We start from the raw sequence: 22849 nt of genomic DNA, 5'->3' as shown, positions 1-22849 counted from the left end.
TAATTGATTTAGCAGCTTGCTTGGCAAACGCTTCCAGTTCTTTTTTATTCATCATTGCCTATCCTAAACCCTTTATAGGGATTAATAATAGGCAGTTACACAGATTTAGTTACAGGGTCCCTTTAGGCCTGATAGACTTGGATATATTCAGCGCTAAATTATAATTTTTACCTTGCAGTAAGCTTTTCCAAAAGTCTAACTGATTTTCAAACCTGCCATTGTCTATATTAAGCTTTTGATGTTTACAGAACTCAATATAGTCAGGTATCTCCCTAACATTGCGTTCAATGCCATTATACCTTGCAGATATACTCTTTAATAATAGCTTAATGCTAATACCATCACAGACTAAATGGTGTATGCAAAAAGCAAGTATACTCAGCTGTGGTTCTACCTTTATCAATCTAAAACTTAGTAAATTACCTTTACTGAGGTCGAAAGTAGCTTGAGAAAATGCATTAAGATTCGCTTTGATTTGTTCACGTCGCAATGTAATTTGCTCAACATGAAAAGCAGGAGGTTCAAATAGATACTGTACAGGCGTACCATCTATTTCCGAAAATGCATATCTTACCAAACCACTTTGTTCTACAACTTCTTCAATAGCGATACATAAGCGCGATCCATCTAGCGGCCCTATTAATTCAAACGCAGCGGTTATGTTATTACTTGATGCAGCTTTATTCGAACCATTTTCTAAACGCTCTATATACCAGTTGGACATTTGTCCATCAGAAAGGTGACTAAAAACTGGCAAATCTTCTACTTTCACAACCAACACCGCCAAAAAATACAACTAATGAAACATTTCTGCAAAGCAGAGAAAATAACGGCAGCATACTAGCAACACAAAAGGAACAAATCAAAACAAAAATAAAACAAAGTAAAAATAAATAAATTCATCAAAAATAAAAAAAAACCTTAAAAACATAAGGATAACAACTCTAAAAAAATCAAAACAAAAAGAACCATTAACAAAAAAAACACAAAAATCAACACCCACCCCCTTGATTATTGCGATAAGTGAGTTAACAAAATAACAACAAGGAATTTAAAAAACCGAGGTAACTTACATCTGAATAGGCGAGACATGGTGCTTTTTGTCCCTTTAAAATAGCACTTTTGAATAGGGCTATTAGACTGTTACATTTTAAAAAACATAAAGAGGCTACAACCCCCATTTTTGTTTTTCAAAAAACGATAAACAGGTAACAAAAATACCTGAAGTAATTGCGTTTAAGGTTGAGTAAGCGGGCAAATTTGCTAGTAAAACCTGAATAACTTTTTATCCTGTTTTTTGGAATTAAAACAAAAAACAAAAAACAAAAAACAAAAAATTAATATATAAAAACAAGAAAAACACAACTTCCTGCATTATAAAAGGCCAATACTAGCAAATAAAAAACTTTCACTTTGGGTAATCACAGTACCGACTTTCACACTTCACTCTAAGTTTTAGAGTGAAAACCCAGTTTAAAATAGCGCTTTTTATAATAACAAGAAGGTTGGCAATCACAGAAGAGTAAACGGCTAGGGCGACCTTGTAGCATTGATATCGAAAATGGAGAATCAGCCCATCTAACTCTCCATTTTATTTTATAAATAGTACCCTTTATTGGGGAATAGAAAGTAAATAAAGCACTTGTAACAATGACCCTTCGCATATCGCCGCATCAGCTTGTGCAACAACCTTAGGCTTACCGTGCACAGCAATGCCTAATCCTGCCTGTGCCATCATGAGTAAATCATTGGCACCATCCCCCATCGCAACAGTTTGTGCTTTTGGTAATTCAAGCTCATTTGCCAGCATATTTAAAATATCGGCTTTTTTCTGGGCATCAACAATGTCACCTAATACCTTGCCTGTTAAGCTGTTATCCTTGATCTCCAATTCATTGGCATAGAACGCATCCAGCTGCAATGGCGCTTGTAAAGCTTCAGCAAACCAAGTAAATCCGCCGGAGGCAATTGCAAGCTGCCAGTTGTGCTTCTTTAAGTGGGCACATAATGCCTGCACCCCTTCCATCAGTGGCAAATCACTTTTTAACGCTTGAATTAAACTAAGTTTGACTCCCTCTAACTTGCTTACCCGCTGATGTAAGCTTTCACTAAATTCAAGTTGACCCGCCATCGCTTGCGCGGTGACTTCGGCTACTTCGTCATAAACATTGGCAAGACGTGCTATCTCATCAATGCACTCAATCTTAATTGCCGTTGAGTCCATATCCATCACCAACAAGCCTCGCTTAGTTGTTGTGGGTGGGTTAAGCAAAACGGCCGTTTGCAAACAAAGTGAGTGCGCAGCTTCTCTCAATTGAGCTTTTAGTTGCTCGGTGACAGTCAATATGTATTGGCTTTTCACAAACATGACCATAGCTTCGGGCAAAGCGGGATGAGGGTGATATTGGCATATGGCACTGACAGGCCATTTAGAGTCGTGCAAAAAAGCCAAAAAGTTCTGTAGCTTTGCAGTGGTAAGCTGCTCACCAAACAAAGTGATGTATACCCCACTATATGCTTCAGGCGCACGCTCGCTTAACTCATATTGTCCATTTTCAATTTGATACCATTTTGCTAAAGTGAAGATATGAGACAAATCATGATCAGGTAATTGCACAAGGCTAGAGGTTGGCATACATAGACTCCTAAATAACAGACTCGTCCTTTTTAACATCTATCATGGATACTGTCAGCATCCAACGCAGGTAATATGAAAAATACACATGCTATTGATTTATTAAAATCTTCTCGAGGAAGGCGCTTGATCCGTCTATTGATCGCTGCGGCATGCTTTATTGCAATCGCTTGGTTGGGCGTAAATACCAGCTTTCAATCTCACCAACTACTACATAAACAAGCTGACTTGAATGCTAGAAGCTTAATTAAGCAGTTTGCTTTGAACGCTGCCAAGCCTCTAAGCGAAGACAACTTCACTCAATTAACAACTCTCAGTGAACATCTTGAGCGTGATGACAATGTACTAAGCATCACCCTGTATAGCCAAGACGGCGAACTTATTCTTCCTATTAGCAAAGCGTTAGATAGCGATAATGTTTATGGCTTACCTGCAGATGTAGCGGGGATCAGTAAACTAAAAACGCCAATTGTTGAGCCCATTATTTTTCAAGGACAACCTTTAGGCTTTGCAAGTATGGTTTACCTAACAACTTCCGCGATGAGCCAAAGTCACTATCATTTTCATGAACTAGGAAGAATGGTACTCGTCATGTTACTCATTACTTGTATTTTTACGTGGCAAATTGGCAGAGCTCTAAAGGGCTGGGAAGTAAAACGTCAAATCCGAAAAAGTGTGCAAGACGACGAATAAAGCTGTTGCGCTATTTGCTCTGGACGCTCGCTTCTCAGTGCACACAAATGCTCAAATACCTCAACGAGCCTGTGAGGCTCATTCACCTGCCCTTGATACCCTGATAACGGCATTGAAGGGGCATCGGTTTCTAGCAACAGGCTCTCTAATGGCACTTGGCTTAATACTTGCCGAGTTTTACTCGCACGTGTATAGCTAATCGTGCCTCCCACGCCTAATTTGAAACCTCGATTTATATAGTATTGCGCTTGCTGTAGAGAACCTGAAAAAGCATGTATCACGCCGCCATACTGTGCAGGGCAAGTTTTAAGTGCTTGTGCAATTAAATGGTGGCTTTGTCTGTGGTGCACTATCAAAGGAAGCGATAAAGCATTGCTGAGTTTGATGTGTTCAACAAATAATTTGCTTTGATATTCAATATTGGGGCAAGTGCCATCGATCCCACACTCTCCGATAGCCACAATTTCATTACGATGAGTCTGCGCCAGTGTCTGCAACGAAAAGAATGCGTCATCATTATGCTGTTCAATAAAGTATGGATGCAGCCCCAAAGCGATACGACACGCTGGGTAGGTCTTTGCAAACTTCAACAAAGCGGCACTTTGTGGGTAAGTAACCCCTGGAACAACAAAATACCGAACACCTAGTTCATGGGCACGTGCTATATGGCCATGTAGGTCGTTCTTGAGTTCACTGAAATCTAAGTGGCAATGGCTATCAATAAAGTGCATGGCAATAGCTGACTATTGGTTTATCTGTAAGTATAAACACGTTAAACAGCCTAGGTCGAGTGATAGCCCGACCTCAGGTATGCTGCGCGGAAGCTGATTTAAGGGTTTAGCCTATCGACCTGCCAAGAACCATCATCTTGTTTTATATACATAAAACGGTCATGCAGGCGATGCTCACCACCTTGCCAAAATTCAATTTTTGTAGGTTCCACGCAGTAGCCGCCCCAAAAGTCTGGTAGCGGAATTTGCCCTTTGGCAAATTTGGCTTTCATTGCATGAAAGGTTTCCATCAGCGCCTTACGCGAAGATACTGGGCGTGATTGCTGCGATGCCCACGCAGCCAATTGACTCTCTTGTGGTCGTGACAAAAAGTACTTAGCAACAGCAGCCGTCGATAAGGCTTTTGCTTCACCGTATACTATCACCTGGCGTTCGATTTCATGCCAAGGAAAGTGCAAACACACCTTGTTGTTACTTTTTATCTCTTGTGCTTTACGCGAGCCTGTATTAGTAAAAAATACAAATCCATGCTCGTCTAAATGCTTTAATAAAACGATACGCTGTGATGGTTGACCGTGTTCATCCACCGTAGCAACAACCATTGCGGTAGGATCTGCAAACTTTGCGTCAACTGCTTGTTGTAACCAGTTTTCAAATTGCGTAATGGGGCTATCGGCCAACATTTCTCGGCGTAAACCGCCTTTTGTGTATTCTCGGCGAATATCTTCAAGCTTCATGATTTTTCCTTACAAAAAAGCCGCATAAACAGGGTTCGATGCGGCTCTTAAGTTAACACATTTTGTGTATTACAAATAATCAAACAAATGCTAAATTACATTTGCTCCATTACCTCGATACCAAGTAAGTCAAGGCCTGTTCGTAAAGTGTTTGCAACTAGATTACACAGTACCAAACGACTTTCTCGTACATCAGTTGCCACATCATCTTTTAAAATTGGACATGCTTCGTAGAATGTCATGTATAAGCTCGCCAATTCATATAAGTATCCGCATAGTACGTGTGGGGTCGCTTCACTGATCATCAAATCAAGCACTTCTTCTAATTGAAGCAGTTTAAGCGCCAACGTTTTTTCTTGTGGCTCAACGATATTAATGCTGCCAGCAAGACTTGTACGCTCTACACCCGCTTTACGGAAAATACCACTGACACGCGTATACGCATATTGTAAGTAAGGCGCCGTTGCACCTTCAAAGCTCAGCATAGAATCCCAGTTGAAGATATAGTCGCTGGTGCGGTGCTTAGAGAGGTCCGCATATTTAACCGCACCAATACCTACTTTACGGGCAATTTCGCTACGCTCTTGTTCACTCAAATCGGCTGTTCGATCGGCTATTTTATCTGCCGCGCGACTTACTGCTTCTTCAAGTAAGTCCGCTAGTTTAACTGTACCACCTGTGCGGGTTTTGAATGGCTTACCATCATCGCCCATCATGGTACCAAATAAGCTTGGCTCATATGTCGTTTTGTCTTTGAGGAAACCAGCTTTACGTGCGGTGATCTCAACCTGGTTAAAGTGCAACCCTTGACGTGCATCGACAAAAATCAAGATACGATCTACATCCAGTTCATTGGAGCGATAGTCACATGCAGCTAAGTCTGTGGTTGAATACAAGAAACCGCCACCCGATTTTTGTACGATAAAGACTGAAGGTTCGCCATCTTTGTTGGCTAATTCATCCAAGAACACAACTTGTGCGCCTTGGTCTTCAACCGCAATACCTTTTGACTTGAGTAACTCAATCACGCTAGCTAGGCGGTCGTTATATGCACTCTCAGCCATGATATCGTCACGGCTAAGTGTTACATTCAGCTTCTGATATACTTCTTCTGAGTGCTTCACTGAGGTATCGATAAACATTTGCCACAGCTTTTTGCAGTGCGCATCACCACTTTGTAACTTCACAACATAATTACGGGCTTTGTCTGCAAAACCTTCTTCGTCATCAAAGCGTTTTTTAGCATCACGGTAAAAGCTTTCAAGATCTGCTAATGCAACGTTTTCGAGGTCTACACCTTGGTTTAATAAATCTTCAAGGTGAGCAATAAGCATACCAAACTGAGTACCCCAATCACCCATGTGATTTTGACGCACAACGGTATCACCACGAAACTCTAACGCACGCACCACTGCGTCACCAATGATGGTCGAGCGTAAATGGCCCACGTGCATTTCTTTGGCAAGGTTTGGCGAAGAGTAATCAACCACAACTTTCTTAGCCGGTTGGTGCTCAGAAACACCAAGCTTCGCGTCGTTGTTAGCAGCCTCTAAACTCGCTGATAAAAACTCTGGCTTTAAATGAATATTGATAAAACCTGGGCCTGCAATTTCGGTCTGCGTTGCAATATCACTCACATCGAGGTTATCAATGATTTTTTGCGCCAGCTCTCTTGGGTTGGTTTTGAGTGCTTTAGCCGCTCCCATTGCGCCATTTATTTGGTAGTCACCAAATTGTGGGCGGGTACTTTGTGTCACCGCAGGGTTACTACCTTCAGGAATACCTGCAGCTAGCATTGCCGCATTGGCTTTTTCAATTAGAATCTTTTTAATGTTCATGCTTTATCCTTTGTCTGCGGCTTAGTGTTCACGAGTATGGTGGAACTCAACATCTGGGTAACGCTCCATCGACAAGTTAAGATTGACACGACTTGGCGCTATATAAGTAAGATTATCGCCGCCATCTAATGCAAGGTTGGCTTCACATTTGCGTCTGAATTCAGCCATTTTCTTTTCATCAGAACAGCTTACCCAACGTGCGGTTTGTACATTAACACTCTCATATAGCGCATCAACGTTGTACTCAGCTTTTAAACGGGCGACAACCACATCAAACTGGAGTACACCCACAGCGCCTACAATTAAATCGTTGTTGATCAGAGGTCTAAATACTTGTACAGCCCCCTCTTCAGATAATTGCACTAAGCCTTTTAACAACTGCTTTTGCTTCAATGGATCTTTTAAGCGAATACGACGAAATAGCTCTGGTGCAAAGTTAGGAATACCACTGAACTTAAGCTTTTCACCTTGCGTAAAAGTATCACCGATTTGAATCGTGCCATGGTTATGTAAACCAATTATATCGCCTGCAAAAGCATCTTGTGCACGCTCTCGGTCACCGGCCATAAAGGTAACCGCATCAGAAATACTCACTTGCTTACCAATACGCACATGGTTCATTTTCATACCTTGGCTGTATTTGCCAGACACAATACGCATAAACGCAATGCGGTCACGGTGTTTAGGGTCCATGTTGGCTTGAATTTTAAATACAAAACCCGAGAAGTTGTCTTCTTCAGCTTTTACTTCACGCTCTTCTGTTTGACGTGGCATAGGCGCTGGAGCCCATTGCGTTAAACCATCTAGCATGTGGTCAACACCAAAGTTACCAAGGGCCGTACCAAAAAATACGGGCGTTAGCTCACCTTTTAAAAAGAGTTCTTGATCGAATTCGTGCGATGCACCAATCACCAGCTCTAGCTCTTCACGCAGCTGTTCAGCAAGCTCTGCGCCCACCGCATCGTCAAGCTCTGGATTCTCTAAGCCTTTTATCACACGTTTTTCTTGAATAGTGTGACCTTGACCCGTTTGATATAACACAGTTTCGTCACGATGGATGTGATATACACCTTTAAACTCTTTACCACACCCAATTGGCCATGATACTGGTGCACAAGCAATATTCAGCTCAGTTTCTACTTCATCTAGCAACTCCATAGGATCTCGAATATCGCGGTCTAGTTTGTTCATAAACGTCACGATCGGCGTATCACGTAAACGGGTTACTTCCATCAGTTTACGGGTACGGTCTTCTACACCTTTTGCCGCATCAATCACCATCAAACATGAGTCAACGGCTGTTAACGTACGGTATGTATCTTCCGAGAAGTCTTCGTGTCCGGGAGTATCTAACAAGTTAACCAGTGCGTCATTATAAGGAAACTGCATTACAGAGGTGGTGACCGAGATCCCACGTTCTTTTTCCATTTCCATCCAATCTGATTTTGCGTGCTGGTTTGAGCCACGACCTTTTACAGTACCCGCTTTTTGTAGTGCCTTTCCGAATAACAATACTTTTTCGGTAATGGTTGTTTTACCCGCATCAGGGTGCGAGATAATAGCGAACGTACGTCGCTTTTGAATTTCGTTGACGATATTAGACATGTAAGCAGCTTTTGCCCTGTAAGTCGCGTCTTCAATTGCGCGAACTAAATTAAAATTTTGCCGATTATACCTGTTTTACTCTGGGCAAAAAAGGCACATGATTGAGTAATTTAAATTGTTGTTGCACGCTGCTGTTAGGTGTTCGTATTCACCGCTTTATCAACAGCGTTTATTGATAATAATGTCATATAGATTTGCGACATTCTAAATTGCTTTAAAGAGCTTATTGCGGCTTTTTAAGAACAACGAAACCTCTTAACAACCTGCGCTAACAGCAACACAGCAAGCTGACTAAATAGCGTTATTGGGCAAATTCGCCTATACAGAGCGGTGGCTATTTATCAAATCACAATAATAATTAGCTACTACAAAGCCTGTATCAAACTTGAGTAATGCCATATATAGACATAAGATTATGTAGGTAGTTTGGGCTTGAAATCTAACTTGACCACGTAATAGGGAAATAACTTTAATATTATGAAAATAAGTAAGTTAAGCATAAAGCTACTGCGTTATATTACGCCTCTTGTGATTTTGCCCTCGCTTTTTTTGGGTGGTTTTACTCTAACAACGGTCACAAACTCAACGCAAAAACAAGCCAAATTAACAGTAAGCAGCTTTGTTGAACAACAGCAGCAAAAGATCCTCAGTTATATAAAAGTATATCAATCTACGGCAAAGTTACTTTCTACCTCACCGGTATTAAGCGAGTATTTGAGTAATGATATGGGTAACTTAGCTGACAAAAATAAACGCCAAGTTGCTTTACAAGACGTATTTGCAAGTTACAGCGAAGCCTATCCAGATATTCTAAGTATTAATTTGGTTAATCAACAAAGCGAAAGTTTGGCCTATAAAGCAAGTAACTTAAGTAAGCCGCCTAAAGACTACCCTTTTTTCCCTCAAGTTTTAAACAGCAATTTGAGCCAACAGTATTTTATGATGCCCACCGACGAGGGAACCACACATTTATTTTTTGTACAGCAATTACTTAATAGTAACTCTGTGAGCACGGCCAGCTACGTGGTGATTAGAGTCGACCCATCAATTATTAATTATTCTATCTTTGAGTCTCCTTACAAAAGCGCATTTAACGCCCTTATCACTGGCAAAGGCGAGATACTATTTAGCTCATCAGCGCCTTTAAATATAGTGAGACTCAGCCCAAATGAAGTAAACCAAATAAAGTCTCTATCTGAGCATGAAGAGTTAGCAAATAACAATCTTGATAGCATCGACAAGCCAAACATGGTTGGTTATGCAGTGCAACTAAGCGATGATTATTATTACTTGTCTACTATTCCCAATCACCTGCTCTATGAATCTGGACAAGCAATTACAAGCCTTACAGCACTGATCGTTGTTTTATCCATTATCGCACTGCCGATTTTAGTCTTTATTGTCGTGAAAAAGCTTTTGATCAACCCTATAGAGTTGCTGGGAGAAGCGAGCCATCGAGTTGGCGATGGCGATCTAAGTGTTTTTTTACCAAATCAAAATAACGACGAGGTTGGTAAATTGTTTCAAGACTTTAATCATATGGTAAAGCAGATCAGAGACTTCCAAGGAGAGTTAGAAGATTACAAACTACACCTAGAAGAGAAAGTGGATAATCGCACCTTGGCTCTGGAACGTATGAACCAACAGTTGGAAGCCGCTTATACTCAAGCAGAGCAAGCAAATGAGCTAAAAAGTCACTTTTTAGCCAACATGAGTCACGAGATCCGCACGCCTTTAACTGCCATAATTGGCTTTACCGAACAGTTGCTACATAACCCTGATACGCAATACTCCCAACGTCATCTAGAAACCATGCTCAGAAATTCAAAGCACTTGCTCGAATTAATCAATAACATTCTAGATTTATCAAAGATAGAAGCGGAAAAACTCGCTGTAGATCAATCTGAAGTTGACTTGCAAGGCATTGTTGACGATGTCGTTGATATCATTAAGCCACTGTGCGAACAAAAGGCACTTTCCCTGTCGATCAATTATCAACTACCGATTCCTCGTACATTGAACAGTGACGCTACTCGGTTAAAACAAATATTAATTGATATTTGTAGCAACGCAGTTAAGTTTACCGAGTCTGGCAGTGTGGTTATAGATATTGCCTTTGAGCAATCCACAGAGCTTTTTGAGTTTATCATCACAGATACGGGCATTGGCATGTCTCAAGGAGAAATAGCACGGATATTTAAGCCTTTTGAGCAGGCTGATAGTACCATTACCCGCCGCTTTGGCGGCACTGGGTTAGGCTTATGTATTGCAAAAAATCTGGCTCAGTTGCTCGGCGGTGATGTCAATGTTAAAAGCAAGCAAGGTGTTGGTAGTCAGTTTATCGTTACTGTGCATGCCAACTTTCATGGCAAAGTACCGGATATGCTTGAGAGGCTTGATGAACCATCAGCAAAAGACAATATTTCTCAAGAATTCGCTCAAACGCAATTTGATGCGCGAGTTTTACTTGCTGAGGATAACCCCGATAACCAAGAGCTCATCTGTCTTATGCTCAATGCTTGGGGGATCACTCCTGATGTGGTAAACAACGGCGCACAAGCCGTCGAAAAAGCCCTAGTTAATGACTATCAAATCATTCTTATGGATATGCAAATGCCTGTGATGGGAGGCCTAGAGGCCGTACAAATGCTTCGACATGCAGCCTATGATGGCCCCATTATCGCCCTAACAGCAAATGTTATGAAGCATGACATAGATGCATATTTAAAAGCAGGATGCGATGCAACTCTTGCAAAGCCCATTGACAGATTACAACTGGGTACCGTGCTCTTAAAACACCTGCAAATACAAGCTGCTAGTGATTCAAAATGGGATTCTTTGTTAAAAAGTGAGAAATTTGCACAGATCACCCAAAACTATAAGCGAAAGTTACCCAACTATTTAGCGCAATTAGAGCAACACTATCAAGAGCAAGACTGGGATGCCTTAAGAGCGCTGGCGCATAGCCTTAAAGGCAGTGCTGGGTGCTTTGGGTTTATGAATATTCATAGCGCAGCACAAACGTTCGAAGAAAGCCTTCGCACTAACGATGAGAGCCATTGGCACTATGCGATGCTATCTTTGAGTGAAGCAATTAAATACACGCTAAAAAAGCAGCCTTCGAATACTAAAAGCTACTCCCAGAGCCAAAGCTAAGAGTTTTAGCCATGAGAATGGCATCTTCTTTACCATTTACACGAGGATAATAGTCTTTACGTATACCCACTTCACTAAAGCCAGCCCACTGATATAACCCAATAGCCGTTGTATTTGATTCTCTTACTTCTAGAAATAAGTTTTCTGCGCCAGCTTGTTCACTCGCCAACATAAAATCGTTTAACAATGCTTTGGCTAAGCCTTTACCTTGATAGGCGGGTGCAACACATATATCCATCAGAGTATGATCAGGTCCCGCCACTTCACCGATATAAAACCCAGCTAAGGTATCCTGCTGGTAAATAGCACCATTAAAGTATCGTCCTGATAAACAAGACTTCATGGTATTTTCTGACCAAGGAAAATCATGACATGCTACTTCTATCGCCATTAATTCTGTCAATGGCAGGCTCGATAGAATGTCACGCTGAACAACTTTATCCACTAATTAATGCCCATAGTTGGCGCTTTTGCGCACTGCTTAATGTTGCTGATGGAATATACAAACGCCCTTCTTGGCGCTGCATTTTATTTGCCACAAATATACCGGAAAACGCTTGCCCAGCGGCTCGGTTTATATCCGCAAACAACGTTGAATTGATATCCAAAGATTCCTCGGTAGATTCTTTTACAAGCTTTGTAGCTAGGTGCTGCGAAGTTGAACTATCAACACTATCTTGTGCGCGAAAATGCGCATTTAATGATAATGGCGTAACATCTAGAATCTCGGCGTACATAGGGTGCATAATAACCTGCGGTACTGCTATTTTATCTTTTGGGAATATACTGCTTTAAAGAGCATAAAGCAAAAAGTAAGGAAGTGGCAGGGGCGGCAGGACTCGAACCCGCAACCATCGGTTTTGGAGACCGCTGTTCTACCAATTGGAACTACGCCCCTGCAATGTCGACGCATTATAAAGAGCTTTTTGAAAAGGTAAAGAAAAATTATAAAAATAGCGTTTAACTGCTTTTTAAATAAGCAAAATGGCGAATATTTAACTATTCGCCCTTCATTTTAAGGCTTTATCAGCTATTTGCTGTTATTCCCATTCAATGGTCGCAGGTGGTTTGCCTGAGATATCGTATACAACACGAGAAATTCCATCGATTTCGTTGATAATACGGTTTGATACCTGACCTAAGAACTCATAAGGTAGGTGTGACCAACGTGCTGTCATGAAATCAATCGTTTCGACACAACGTAGTGAAACAACCCAGTCGTACTTACGCGCATCACCCATTACACCAACAGAGCGAACTGGTAAGAACACAGTAAATGCTTGCGATACCTTATGGTATAAATCAGCTTTGTGTAGCTCTTCAATGAAGATAGCATCAGCGCGGCGCAATAAATCACAGTATTCTTTTTTGATTTCACCCAGTACACGCACACCTAAACCAGGACCTGGGAATGGGTGGCGGTATAACATGTCATAAGGCAAGCCTAGCTCTAAACCAATCTTACGTACTTCGTCTTTAAACAACTCACGTAGTGGCTCAACTAGGCCCATTTCCATATCTTCTGGCAAGCCACCCACGTTGTGGTGAGACTTGATAACATGTGCTTTACCTGTTGCAGATGCCGCAGATTCAATAACGTCTGGGTAAATAGTCCCTTGTGCTAGCCATTTAGCATTTTGCAGCTTACCAGCTTGCTCATCGAATACTTCAATGAATGTATGACCAATTGACTTGCGCTTAGCTTCTGGTTCATCAATACCTTCAAGCGCTTTTAAGAATCGCTCTTCGGCATCCACTTTAATGATGTTCAGCCCGAACTTGTCGCCAAACATCTCCATTACTTGCTCGCCTTCGTTTAGACGTAGTAAACCGTTGTCTACAAATACACACGTCAGCTTGTCACCAATTGCACGGTTAATCAGCATTGCTACCACTGATGAGTCAACGCCACCTGATAAACCAAGAATAACTTCATCATCACCGACTTGCTCTTTAATACGTGCAACAGCATCTTCGATGATTTGCGCTGGTGTCCATAACTTTTCACAACCACAAATATCAATTACAAAGCGCTCTAGAAGGCGTTGACCTTGTTGTGTGTGTGTTACTTCTGGGTGGAACTGTACACCGTAAAAACGTTTTTCTTCCCATGACATTGCCGCATGAGGACAGGTATCTGTTTTTGCCGTCGTTACGAACGTATCAGGGATCTCTACAACTTTGTCGCCGTGGCTCATCCAAACATCTAAGAAATCAGCACCATCTTCGATATGATCTTGAATTTGATCAAACAGCTTACAGTTACCTACTTTTTCAACGCGCGCATAACCAAACTCTTTCTTATCAGAGCTGTGTACCAATCCACCTAACTGCATAGCCATTGTTTGCATTCCGTAGCAAACCCCTAATACAGGCACACCTGCATTGAACACATACTCAGGCGCTCTTGGGCTATTATCTAGCGTCGTAGACTCTGGGCCACCAGATAGAATAATACCCTGCGGATTGAATTCACGGATCTGCTCTTCGGTAACGTCCCAAGCCCATAGCTCACAGTACACGCCAATCTCACGGATACGACGTGCGATCAACTGCGTATATTGCGAACCAAAGTCTAAGATCAAAATGCGGGAATCGTGGATATCTTTGCTCATTGATAATCTCGTTAGTTAGTAAACGACTAATTCAGTAAAGCACAAATTGACGCTTTACTTAAAATTAAGAAGGGCCAGCAAACGCTAGCCCCGTTTTGATGTTAGCCCAAGCGGTAGTTCGGGGCTTCTTTGGTGATCTGTACGTCATGAACGTGAGACTCACCCATACCAGCAGATGTGACACGTACAAACTGCGGTTTGTTATTTAACTCTTCAATTGTGGCACAGCCAGTTAAGCCCATCGCGCTGCGAATACCACCCACCTGCTGGTGAATAATCGTCGCAATTGGACCTTTATAAGCAACTCGGCCTTCAATACCTTCAGGCACTAGCTTGTCTGCCTCATTTGATTTTTGGAAGTAACGATCAGATGAACCTTCTTTTTGGTTCATTGCACCCAATGACCCCATACCTCGGTATGACTTGTAGTAACGGCCTTGATACAGCTCTACTTCACCCGGCGCTTCTTCAGTACCGGCAAGCATTGACCCAACCATAACGCATGATGCACCAGCAACGAGCGCTTTTACGATGTCACCAGAGAAGCGGATACCACCGTCAGCAATAACTGGAATGTCACGGCCTTTTAAACCTTCCACTGCGTCTGAAATGGCAGTGATCTGCGGCACACCACACCCCGTTACGATACGAGTTGTACAAATTGAACCTGGGCCAATACCTACTTTAACAGCATCAACACCCGCATCAGCTAATGCAATCGCACCTTCAGCTGTTGCTACGTTACCAGCTACGATTTGTAAATCAGGGTATGCTTCACGTGTAGCTTTAACACGGTCAATAACACCTTGAGAATGACCATGCGAGGTATCAATCAACAACACGTCAACACCCGCTTCAACTAGCGCAGCAATACGCTCATCAGTACCTGGGCCAACACCTACAGCCGCCCCCACGCGTAAGCGGCCCTGCTCGTCTTTACAAGCGTTAGGTTTATCTTGAGCTTTTTGGTAATCTTTTACAGTGATCATGCCTCTAAGTTTAAACGCATCATCAACCACTAAAATTTTTTCGATGCGGTGCTCATGCATTAAACCTAAGATCTCTTCGCGAGATGCACCTTCTTTTACTGTCACCAAATTTTCTTTCGTGGTCATAACGGTTGAAACAGGCTGATCCAACCTTGTCTCAAAACGCATATCACGGCTAGTAACAATGCCTTCTAACTGGTTGTCTTTGCCAGTAACTGGAAATCCTGAAAAACCTTTTTCTTCTGCTAATGCGTTTGCTTGAGCAATCGTTAAATCAGCAGAAACGGTAACCGGAAAAGATACAATACCCGCTTCGTAAGCTTTAACTTTGCGCACGTTACGAGCTTGCTCTTCAATGGTCATGTTCTTGTGAATAAAACCAATACCGCCTTCTTGCGCAAGGGCAATAGCAAGGCGAGCTTCTGTCACTGTATCCATTGATGCAGAAACAAGAGGCAGGTTAAGTTTAATACCACGCGTCAATCGCGTTGATAGATTTGCTGTATGAGGTAAAACAGTAGAATGTGCAGGTATTAATAACACATCATCAAAGGTTAGGGCTTCTTTTGCAATTCTTAGCATGGTTGCGGTTTCTCTCACGTGGAACTGAGTATAAGGAATTGCGTGCAAATTTTATCAGCGTTCCTTATGCGAGTAAATAATATTTAGTAAAAAATATGATAAAGTAGCCATGAATTTTTTATGGAGCGACTTATGTCATTGACAAGCTTTGCATCGACTTCGAATACAACTTACACCGTTTCGAAACTAAACCGCGAAATACGAGCCATTTTAGAGCAAGGTTTTGCCTCTATCAGGCTAACTGGTGAGATTTCAAACTTTGTTGCTCCGGCATCAGGACATTGGTATTTTTCCTTAAAAGATGACAAAGCCCAAATTAAAGCTGCAATGTGGCGTGGTAACAATCGTTATTGCCAATACAAACCAAGCAACGGTGCACAAGTTGAAGTACAAGCAAGGGTTTCTGTGTATGAACCACGCGGCGATTATCAACTGATAGTCGAAAAAATGGAGCCTGCTGGTGAAGGAATGCTCAAGCAGCAGTTCGATGCCTTAAAAATGCGCTTGGCAGCTGAAGGATTATTTAGTAGTACGTATAAAAAGCCTTTACCTGACAAAATTAACAAGGTAGGAATTATCACCTCAGCGACTGGCGCTGCAATAAAAGATATTTTAACGGTCTTAAAACGTCGTGCGCCACAGCTCGAAGTCATCATTTATCCAGCGCAAGTGCAAGGTAAAGAAGCACACCTGCAGTTATGCGAAAAACTAGCACTTGCCAATCAGCGTAATGAAGTTGACGTATTAATCATCGGTCGCGGCGGTGGTTCACTTGAAGATCTATGGTGTTTTAATGAGGAGCAATTAGCACGTGCTATATTTGCCAGCCAATTACCGGTCATCAGTGCCGTAGGACATGAGATAGACACCACCATCTGCGATTATGTTGCAGATCTGCGCGCCGCAACCCCTTCTGCTGCGGCTGAACTTGTTAGTCCCGACAGACAAGCTTTACAACAACAAGTACAACAATATCGCAAAGCCTTACATATCCAAATTTTGCAAGCCCTTAAGCATGCCACGCAGCACTGTAAAGTGCTTGAGCAAAGACTTAAGTTACAACACCCTGAAAACCAACTGCTACAGCAACAACAAAGAGTTGATGAACTAATTAGTCGTCTAACCCGCGGGTTTATGCAGATACAAGCTAAACGCAGCAATACATTGGCGCTTGCAAAGCAACGCCTTTACCACCAGCATCCAAGCAAGCAACTCAATGATGCGCAAAAGCAGCTTGAGCAGTTGAAAGAAGCTTTGTACCAAGCTGTGCAAAAAAACTTAAATAGTCATCAAAATAGATTAGCACTGTATGCTGCACGGCTAGATAGCATCAGCCCTTTAAACGTGTTAGCTCGAGGGTATAGTATTACCAAACATGAGGATAAAGTGATCAAGTCGGTGTCCGATGTTTCACAAAACCAACGGCTTGTTACACAACTACACGATGGCGAAGTACACTCAAAAGTATTAAAAATTAATACCTACTGATCATATACTTGTTGTTTACTGAGATGGACCACCATTTTATCTTGGGTGCTTGTCGAGGTACTCATGGTAAAACGCTTAAACCAGGTTTGCGAAAAGAGCTTTTCACTGACCACCCGCCATAGGTCTTCGTCAAAGTCTTTCGCATCTCCCTGTGGCACCAGTTTCATTTGGCACACGGTAGATTTACATCCGTATTCTTGCAACTTAACTAGGTGACTTAAATCACTTTGATAAAGAAAGTCGTTCATTTGCAGTTCTATTTCATCGGCCCAAACAGCGTCCCGGCTTTGTTGTTGATACTGCTGCTCCAACATAGCATTCAAATCGCCATTGGGAACAGCAACGGGTGGCAATTCTGAGGCTTGTTTATCTTGGAGTAAACGTTGTTGCAATTGCTCATTTTCGGCTTCTAAACGCGATATTTGCTGCTGAGCTAGTGTGAGTTGATTAGTGATTGTACTTTGTTCATGCACCTTAAGAGGTGCATTTAACTGTACCAGTGGTTGTTCACTGTGTTGAACGACTTGCTCTTTCTCTGGATTTAAGTCAGATGGACGCGAAGCGTTATAAGTGACAGGCTGTGCAGATAGCCATAATCGCTCAACGATAATTCCCAGCGCAAAGGCCAGTAGCATTAAAATAATGACAACTAACCCTCGCATAGGTCCCCTTAGATCATCGCACTAGTATGCGATTCGTTTTCAGGATCATCATCTAGGAAGTTCTGGTTCATACTTTCTGCAGGACAAGGGCTACAAGGTCTGCCTACAACTTTAGCAGGAACCCCCACCACCGTAGTATGAGGCGCTACAGCTCGAAGCACTACAGAGCCCGCGCCTATTCTAGCCCCTTCACCTACTTCGATGTTGCCTAACACCTTAGCTCCTGCGCCAATAAGCACCCCCGCCCTAATTTTAGGATGGCGATCACCTTGTTCATTACCCGTACCACCTAAAGTAACCGATTGTAATATAGACACATTGTCTTCTATCACTGCTGTTTCACCAATCACGATGCCTGTTGCATGGTCAAACATGATGCCATGACCGACTTTACACGCAGGGTGAATATCAACGCCAAATACTTCAGAGGTTCTGCTTTGGATGAATCGAGCTAACTCTTTGCGGTTTTGTCGCCATAAGCAATGCGCCAACCTATGGGCTTGTATGGCATGAAACCCTTTGAGGTTGAGCATAACCGTCAAGTAGCTATCTGCGGCGGGGTCCCGGTCTTTTACCGCTTTGATATCGTGAGCAACATGAGTGAGCATGTGATCACAGTCAACAAACGCTTGATCAAACAGTTCACGAATTGTAAATGCCGATACCACAGCATCTGCCAATTTATTAGCCACAATAAAGCTCAACGCCGCTCCCAAACATTCATGATTCAAAACACTTGAATAAACATGACTGGCAAGTAATGGTTCTCGGCTAACAAGCTCCTGTGCTTCTGTACGAAGTTGTTGCCATATTTCATGACGCATAGCGGTACCTTAATTCATATCAACTGTTGTGATTCTAACGATAAAACTTTAGCAAGTGTTATCGTAATAGAAAACAATATAGTAATTAGTTATAACAAAGTGCTATTTACAGTGCAATGTGCGAGCAATAAAGCGCGCAGACTAAAAAGCCGCACATGGTGTGCGGCTTAAACTAACAGCGCAAATATTTACTCAAATACTGATTTCACATCAAGCACTTCAATATTATCGCTTGGGATATTAAGTTTATAATCTGCAATTTTTTTATCTTCTGTCAGCAACTGCTCTGGTTTTTCAGAGTTGTAGCTTAATGGCGAAGATATCTCATCAGCTAAACGCTGCTGCATGTCTTTTCCGTCACCAGTCACAAACACATACTGTACGTTTTGAGTTTGTAGGTTATCACGGATGACACGATTAACGTCTTCAACACTCAAGCTAGCAAGCTGTTCACGTACATAATCTACAAAGCTTTCTATATTGTAGAACTGACTATCAAGCGCATACCCTAATTGTCTATCTTGGCTAGCAACAAGTTGCGCGACATAGTTAGTTAAAAAGTTACGCGTTGCAGTAAAATCTTCCTCGCTCATGCCCTCTTTAATCATCTTATCTAGCTCATACATCGCAACTCGTGTTGCAAAGTGTGCATCGTTGTTTGAACGCAGTGGTCGCAACCACACTTGAAATATTTGCTCTGTGCGCCCCAAGTTGGCATCAGGCTTGGTTTGGAACATACCGCGTGGAAAATATTCAATGTATGCATAATCACCGTAGTTCATACCACGTACTTCTCGAATACGCTGATACAAGAAGCTATTCGAGTTTCGGTGTTCACCAAAGTACGAACGCACTAGCCAAAGAGCCGTCCAGTCTTTACTGCTACGAATTGTGTCGATAGGGAAACCAAAAGAGACCGCCGTTGATTTTGCACTTTTTTCAACGATAGTTGCATGACGACCTGTAAGCTTAGGTGCATCTGGAATTGTTAAGCGCTTCTCATCACCCTTTGGTAACTTAGCTAAATCCATGAACAACTTATCTTTCACCTGTTGCGGCATAGCACCAGTGATCCCGACATTTAACTTAGCCTGCGTAAGGTGCTCCGCATAAAACGCTTTAACATCATTAAGCGTTAATGACTCTAGATCTGATAAGTCACCATAATTGTAGCTTTCATATGGATGACCTTGATAAAGCTTGTGATATAAGACCTCTTTACCCAGCTCTTCATCATTAGAAGATTTTAAGCTGGCTTTAATGTTATCTAACATTTCTTTTTTCAAACGACTGAAGTCATCTTCTCTAAACCCAGGATTTAACAGCTGCTCACTGACCAAGTCATACCACTGATCTATGTTGTCTTTGTGAACACGTCCACGCAGAGACAGCATTTCTTTATCTACTTGATAGTTAAATGAGCCCGCTATTGGGTAAAGCGCTTTTTGAATGTCTTTATAGGCTTTGCTTTGCGAACCACCATTGGCAATCATCGCCGCAGTCATAGCAGCAAGACCTTTTTTACCTTGAGGATCAGCTGCAGCACCGGTGTAAAACAATAAATTCATATCCACTAATGGCGAACTATTAGTTTTATCTAACACATTGAAATAACGTTCTTTAGGCTGATTTTCAGCGTCAACTAAGGCCTGCAGAGATACTTCGTTATCAAACCCGGTAATAGACTCTAATGCTGACATAGTCACCGTTGTGCGGTTTGAATCAACAAAATACTTATTGGCTATGTCTTGAATATCTTGCGCGCTAATTGCATCAGCTGTGGCGTAAAGCTGATTGATAACTTCAGGATCTCGCTCAAAATGCATATACTGGGCAAGTGTCGAGGCAATCGCCTCTGATGAATCTAACTCATTAATAAAACTATATTTACGATTAGACTTCAACGCCGCAAGCTTATCTTCATCAACTAATTGAGTGCGCGCTTTGGCATACGTCTGATTGATAGCATCACGTACCATAGCAACGTCTTTTTCATTCTCAACTTTAACAAAAACGTGTAGCAAGCCTGGGTCTTTTGTTTCAGGATTGTATGTAAACATCTGACTGGCTACTTGTTGCTCAACAACCAATTGCTGATACAACTCAGATGTTTTCGAAAAATACAGATCAGCGATTAAATCCAGTGCTGCACGGTCTTTCTTTTCGGGCTGCCATGCCGTGCCCTTATAAGACACCAACAACCAATGACCTGGAAGTCCTTCACTTTGCTTATGCACATATTTTGCTGTTTGCTGTTTTGGCTCTTGTGGAATATCAGCCACGTAGTTGCCTTTTTGCCAGCTGCCCCAGTGCTTTTTCACCATTGCCATGGCTTTTTGTGGGTCAACATCACCCACTATCACCAAAGATACATATTCTGGGTTATAAAAACGCTCAAAAAATGTTTGCCCATAGCTCATTTGATCCGGCATTGCTTCAATGTCTTCAAAAAAGCCCATGGTGGTGTGTTTATAAGTATGCTTTTCAAAGGCTACATCGCGCGCCGCTGAAATCAATTGACGAATTGGATTTGCATTATTTTTTAAATACTCGCCTTTAACGGTGAGTGCTTCTGTGCGAAATTGCGCTTGTGTATAAGTTAAGTTTTGAAAGATATCAGCCTCAATTTCCAACACCTTATCTAAGTGTTGTTTTGAGAAGCTCAGATAGTAGTTTGTGTAATCATTGGTAGTATAAGCTCGGTTATCAACACCAGAGTTTTTCAAAATATCAGCATAAACATCTTGTGGGTATTTTTCTGAACCTTTGAACATCATATGTTCAAAGAAGTGCGCAAAACCGGTGCGACCAGCCTCAACCTCGTTTCTCGAACCGACAGAGACCGGGATTTGTACAGAAACCACGTCAGGGTAATCGGTTTTAACTACCATTACGCGCAAGCCATTTTCTAGCTCTTCTAAAAGATAGTCTTGCGAAAATACCTTATCATTCGCTTGTGCTTGTATCTCACTCGTCGCACGCTGTTTATCAGTACTCACGCACCCTGTTAGCGCAAGCGTTACCGCAAGGCTCGTTGCCAAAAGTTTAAATTTCATAGTATTCCCTGAGTTTTTTATTTAATCGCGCAGTTATCATCAAAAGATGAGTAAACCAGTTTCATTATGCATGACTTTTCAAGCGTGATGACATTTCCGAGAGCAAAATAGTGTAAACAAATTTATCCAAGTACATCTGAGAGAGCCCTTAACTTGAAATAAATTCATAGTCATTGAATATCTTTCATCAAAAAAATCTATCTAGACGTCTAAATGGCTGCTATATTATCCCCAATCGACACACATTGAGCTGGGATGAGGATCATGGCGTTATCACTGCAAGAGAAAATATTAGACCCTAACCAAGGGGTATACTTAATTGGTACAACGCCACCTAAAGCTGGCACTGATAAAGAAAAGCTGGAAAATATCGCCGCTAAGCTGCTGGGTCGTTTGCACGAAATTGAATACGACGGTGTGGTCATTTATGATATCCAAGACGAAAGTAGCCGCACTCAAGCTCCTCGTCCATTTCCATTTAAGCACACTGTAGACCCTTGTGAGTATAGTCAGTTAATACATAAGCTATCGAATCTCGATGTGATCACCTATAAAAGTGTTGCACAACGTGAAGCCAGCGAATTCAACGAATGGTTAACCAGCACTAAGCATCAATATGGCTTAAAAAACCTCGTTCTGGTTGGCAGCCCTTCTTCTCATGGAGAGATTAGATTAGGCCTATCAGATGCTTATCAGGCTCTTAGCCAGCATCAGGATGAGTTTTTTCTTGGCGGCGTAACTATTGCGGAACGTCACGCAAGTAAGCACAACGAACATGAACGTTTACTAGAAAAAACCTCACAAGGGTGTGAGTTTTTCATTTCGCAAGCGGTGTATAACGCACAAGCAACCATTGATCTGATCACCAGTTATGCACGCTCTTGCCGTCAGCAAGGACAAACGCCTAAGCGTATTATCTTAACTTTTACGCCATGCGGTGGGCAAAAGACGCTTGAATTTATGCAGTGGTTGGGAATTTCGGTACCTGAAGCCACACAATGGCGTATTCTAGACGCTGAAAACTCTTTGAGTGAATCAATTAGGATCTGTAAAGAAAGCCTTGATCAGATCCTAAAAAGCTGCGCGCACTTAGACGTACCGCTTGGGTTAAATATCGAGAGCTTAACCAATCGAAAAGAAGAAATTGATGCATCCATTAATTTATATCGCCTACTCAAAGCGACGATGGAACTGACCCTAGCCGAAAAACAAATTGCTTAAAACGTAAAAAAGCACCT

General features: G+C 42.0%; 17 protein-coding genes and 1 tRNA gene. 4 read left to right on the top strand and 14 right to left on the bottom strand.

Annotated features, from left to right (window positions below):
- Positions 1-109 precede the first annotated feature (109 nt).
- Positions 110-772, bottom strand: coding sequence for a condensation domain-containing protein (locus tag HC733_RS05915; protein ID WP_190364120.1), 663 nt, complete (start codon positions 770-772; stop codon positions 110-112).
- Between the two features lie 840 nt (positions 773-1612).
- On the bottom strand, positions 1613-2635 hold the full coding sequence (gene serB / locus HC733_RS05910; RefSeq protein WP_190364119.1) for a phosphoserine phosphatase SerB: 1023 nt from the start codon (positions 2633-2635) through the stop codon (positions 1613-1615).
- A 75-nt stretch (positions 2636-2710) separates the two neighbouring features.
- Between serB and HC733_RS05905 the strand changes: the two genes are divergently transcribed.
- Positions 2711-3328 (top strand): AhpA/YtjB family protein, encoded by a 618-nt coding sequence (locus tag HC733_RS05905; protein ID WP_190364118.1) that lies wholly within the window; start codon positions 2711-2713, stop codon positions 3326-3328.
- Here HC733_RS05905 and HC733_RS05900 read toward each other — a convergent pair.
- From HC733_RS05900 to prfC, 4 genes are all read right to left on the bottom strand, one after another.
- A complete protein-coding gene (locus HC733_RS05900) occupies positions 3295-4059 on the bottom strand; it encodes a TatD family hydrolase (RefSeq protein ID WP_190364117.1) in 765 nt (254 codons plus the stop codon). The two genes, HC733_RS05905 and HC733_RS05900, sit on opposite strands and share 34 nt — an antisense overlap.
- Before the next feature lie 98 nt (positions 4060-4157).
- Entirely contained in the window at positions 4158-4799 is a 642-nt protein-coding gene (gene pdxH / locus HC733_RS05895) for a pyridoxamine 5'-phosphate oxidase (protein WP_190364129.1), read from the bottom strand.
- Positions 4800-4891: 92 nt separating this feature from the next.
- The gene (argS, locus tag HC733_RS05890) at positions 4892-6634 is read right to left on the bottom strand and encodes an arginine--tRNA ligase (protein WP_190364116.1); all 1743 of its coding nucleotides are present in this window, start codon (positions 6632-6634) and stop codon (positions 4892-4894) included.
- 21 nt (positions 6635-6655) lie between these two features.
- Positions 6656-8239, bottom strand: a complete 1584-nt coding sequence (gene prfC / locus HC733_RS05885) for a peptide chain release factor 3 (RefSeq protein WP_190364115.1) — start codon at positions 8237-8239, stop codon at positions 6656-6658.
- A 477-nt stretch (positions 8240-8716) separates the two neighbouring features.
- On the opposite strand from prfC, the gene HC733_RS05880 reads away from it, so the two are divergent.
- Positions 8717-11395, top strand: a complete 2679-nt coding sequence (locus HC733_RS05880; RefSeq protein ID WP_190364114.1) for an ATP-binding protein — start codon at positions 8717-8719, stop codon at positions 11393-11395.
- Here the strand turns inward: HC733_RS05880 and rimI are convergent.
- From rimI to guaB, 5 genes are all read right to left on the bottom strand, one after another.
- On the bottom strand, positions 11367-11786 hold the full coding sequence (gene rimI, locus HC733_RS05875; RefSeq protein ID WP_190364128.1) for a ribosomal protein S18-alanine N-acetyltransferase: 420 nt from the start codon (positions 11784-11786) through the stop codon (positions 11367-11369). The two genes, HC733_RS05880 and rimI, sit on opposite strands and share 29 nt — an antisense overlap.
- Before the next feature lie 46 nt (positions 11787-11832).
- A complete protein-coding gene (locus HC733_RS05870) occupies positions 11833-12132 on the bottom strand; it encodes a hypothetical protein (RefSeq protein WP_190364113.1) in 300 nt (99 codons plus the stop codon).
- 84 nt (positions 12133-12216) lie between these two features.
- Positions 12217-12293 (bottom strand) — tRNA-Trp (locus tag HC733_RS05865).
- A 142-nt stretch (positions 12294-12435) separates the two neighbouring features.
- Entirely contained in the window at positions 12436-14010 is a 1575-nt protein-coding gene (gene guaA / locus HC733_RS05860) for a glutamine-hydrolyzing GMP synthase (protein ID WP_190364112.1), read from the bottom strand.
- A 101-nt stretch (positions 14011-14111) separates the two neighbouring features.
- Positions 14112-15581, bottom strand: a complete 1470-nt coding sequence (gene guaB / locus HC733_RS05855; RefSeq protein ID WP_190364111.1) for an IMP dehydrogenase — start codon at positions 15579-15581, stop codon at positions 14112-14114.
- A gap of 132 nt (positions 15582-15713) precedes the next feature.
- Between guaB and xseA the strand changes: the two genes are divergently transcribed.
- On the top strand, positions 15714-17069 hold the full coding sequence (gene xseA / locus HC733_RS05850; RefSeq protein WP_190364110.1) for an exodeoxyribonuclease VII large subunit: 1356 nt from the start codon (positions 15714-15716) through the stop codon (positions 17067-17069).
- Here xseA and HC733_RS05845 read toward each other — a convergent pair.
- The 3 genes from HC733_RS05845 to HC733_RS05835 all read right to left on the bottom strand — a co-directional run bounded on the left by HC733_RS05845 (position 17063) and on the right by HC733_RS05835 (position 21611).
- On the bottom strand, positions 17063-17731 hold the full coding sequence (locus HC733_RS05845) for a hypothetical protein (RefSeq protein ID WP_190364109.1): 669 nt from the start codon (positions 17729-17731) through the stop codon (positions 17063-17065). The genes xseA and HC733_RS05845 overlap by 7 nt on opposite strands.
- 8 nt (positions 17732-17739) lie before the next feature.
- Entirely contained in the window at positions 17740-18555 is an 816-nt protein-coding gene (gene cysE / locus HC733_RS05840) for a serine O-acetyltransferase (RefSeq protein WP_190364108.1), read from the bottom strand.
- A gap of 188 nt (positions 18556-18743) precedes the next feature.
- Positions 18744-21611, bottom strand: a complete 2868-nt coding sequence (locus HC733_RS05835; protein WP_190364107.1) for a M16 family metallopeptidase — start codon at positions 21609-21611, stop codon at positions 18744-18746.
- A 264-nt stretch (positions 21612-21875) separates the two neighbouring features.
- On the opposite strand from HC733_RS05835, the gene HC733_RS05830 reads away from it, so the two are divergent.
- On the top strand, positions 21876-22832 hold the full coding sequence (locus tag HC733_RS05830; protein ID WP_190364106.1) for a methylenetetrahydrofolate reductase: 957 nt from the start codon (positions 21876-21878) through the stop codon (positions 22830-22832).
- Positions 22833-22849 lie beyond the last annotated feature (17 nt).

The sequence above is a fragment of the Pseudoalteromonas sp. S16_S37 genome (genome assembly GCF_014694405.1).
GTDB lineage: Bacteria > Pseudomonadota > Gammaproteobacteria > Enterobacterales > Alteromonadaceae > Pseudoalteromonas.
This window is presented reverse-complemented; position numbering and strand designations above follow the sequence as displayed.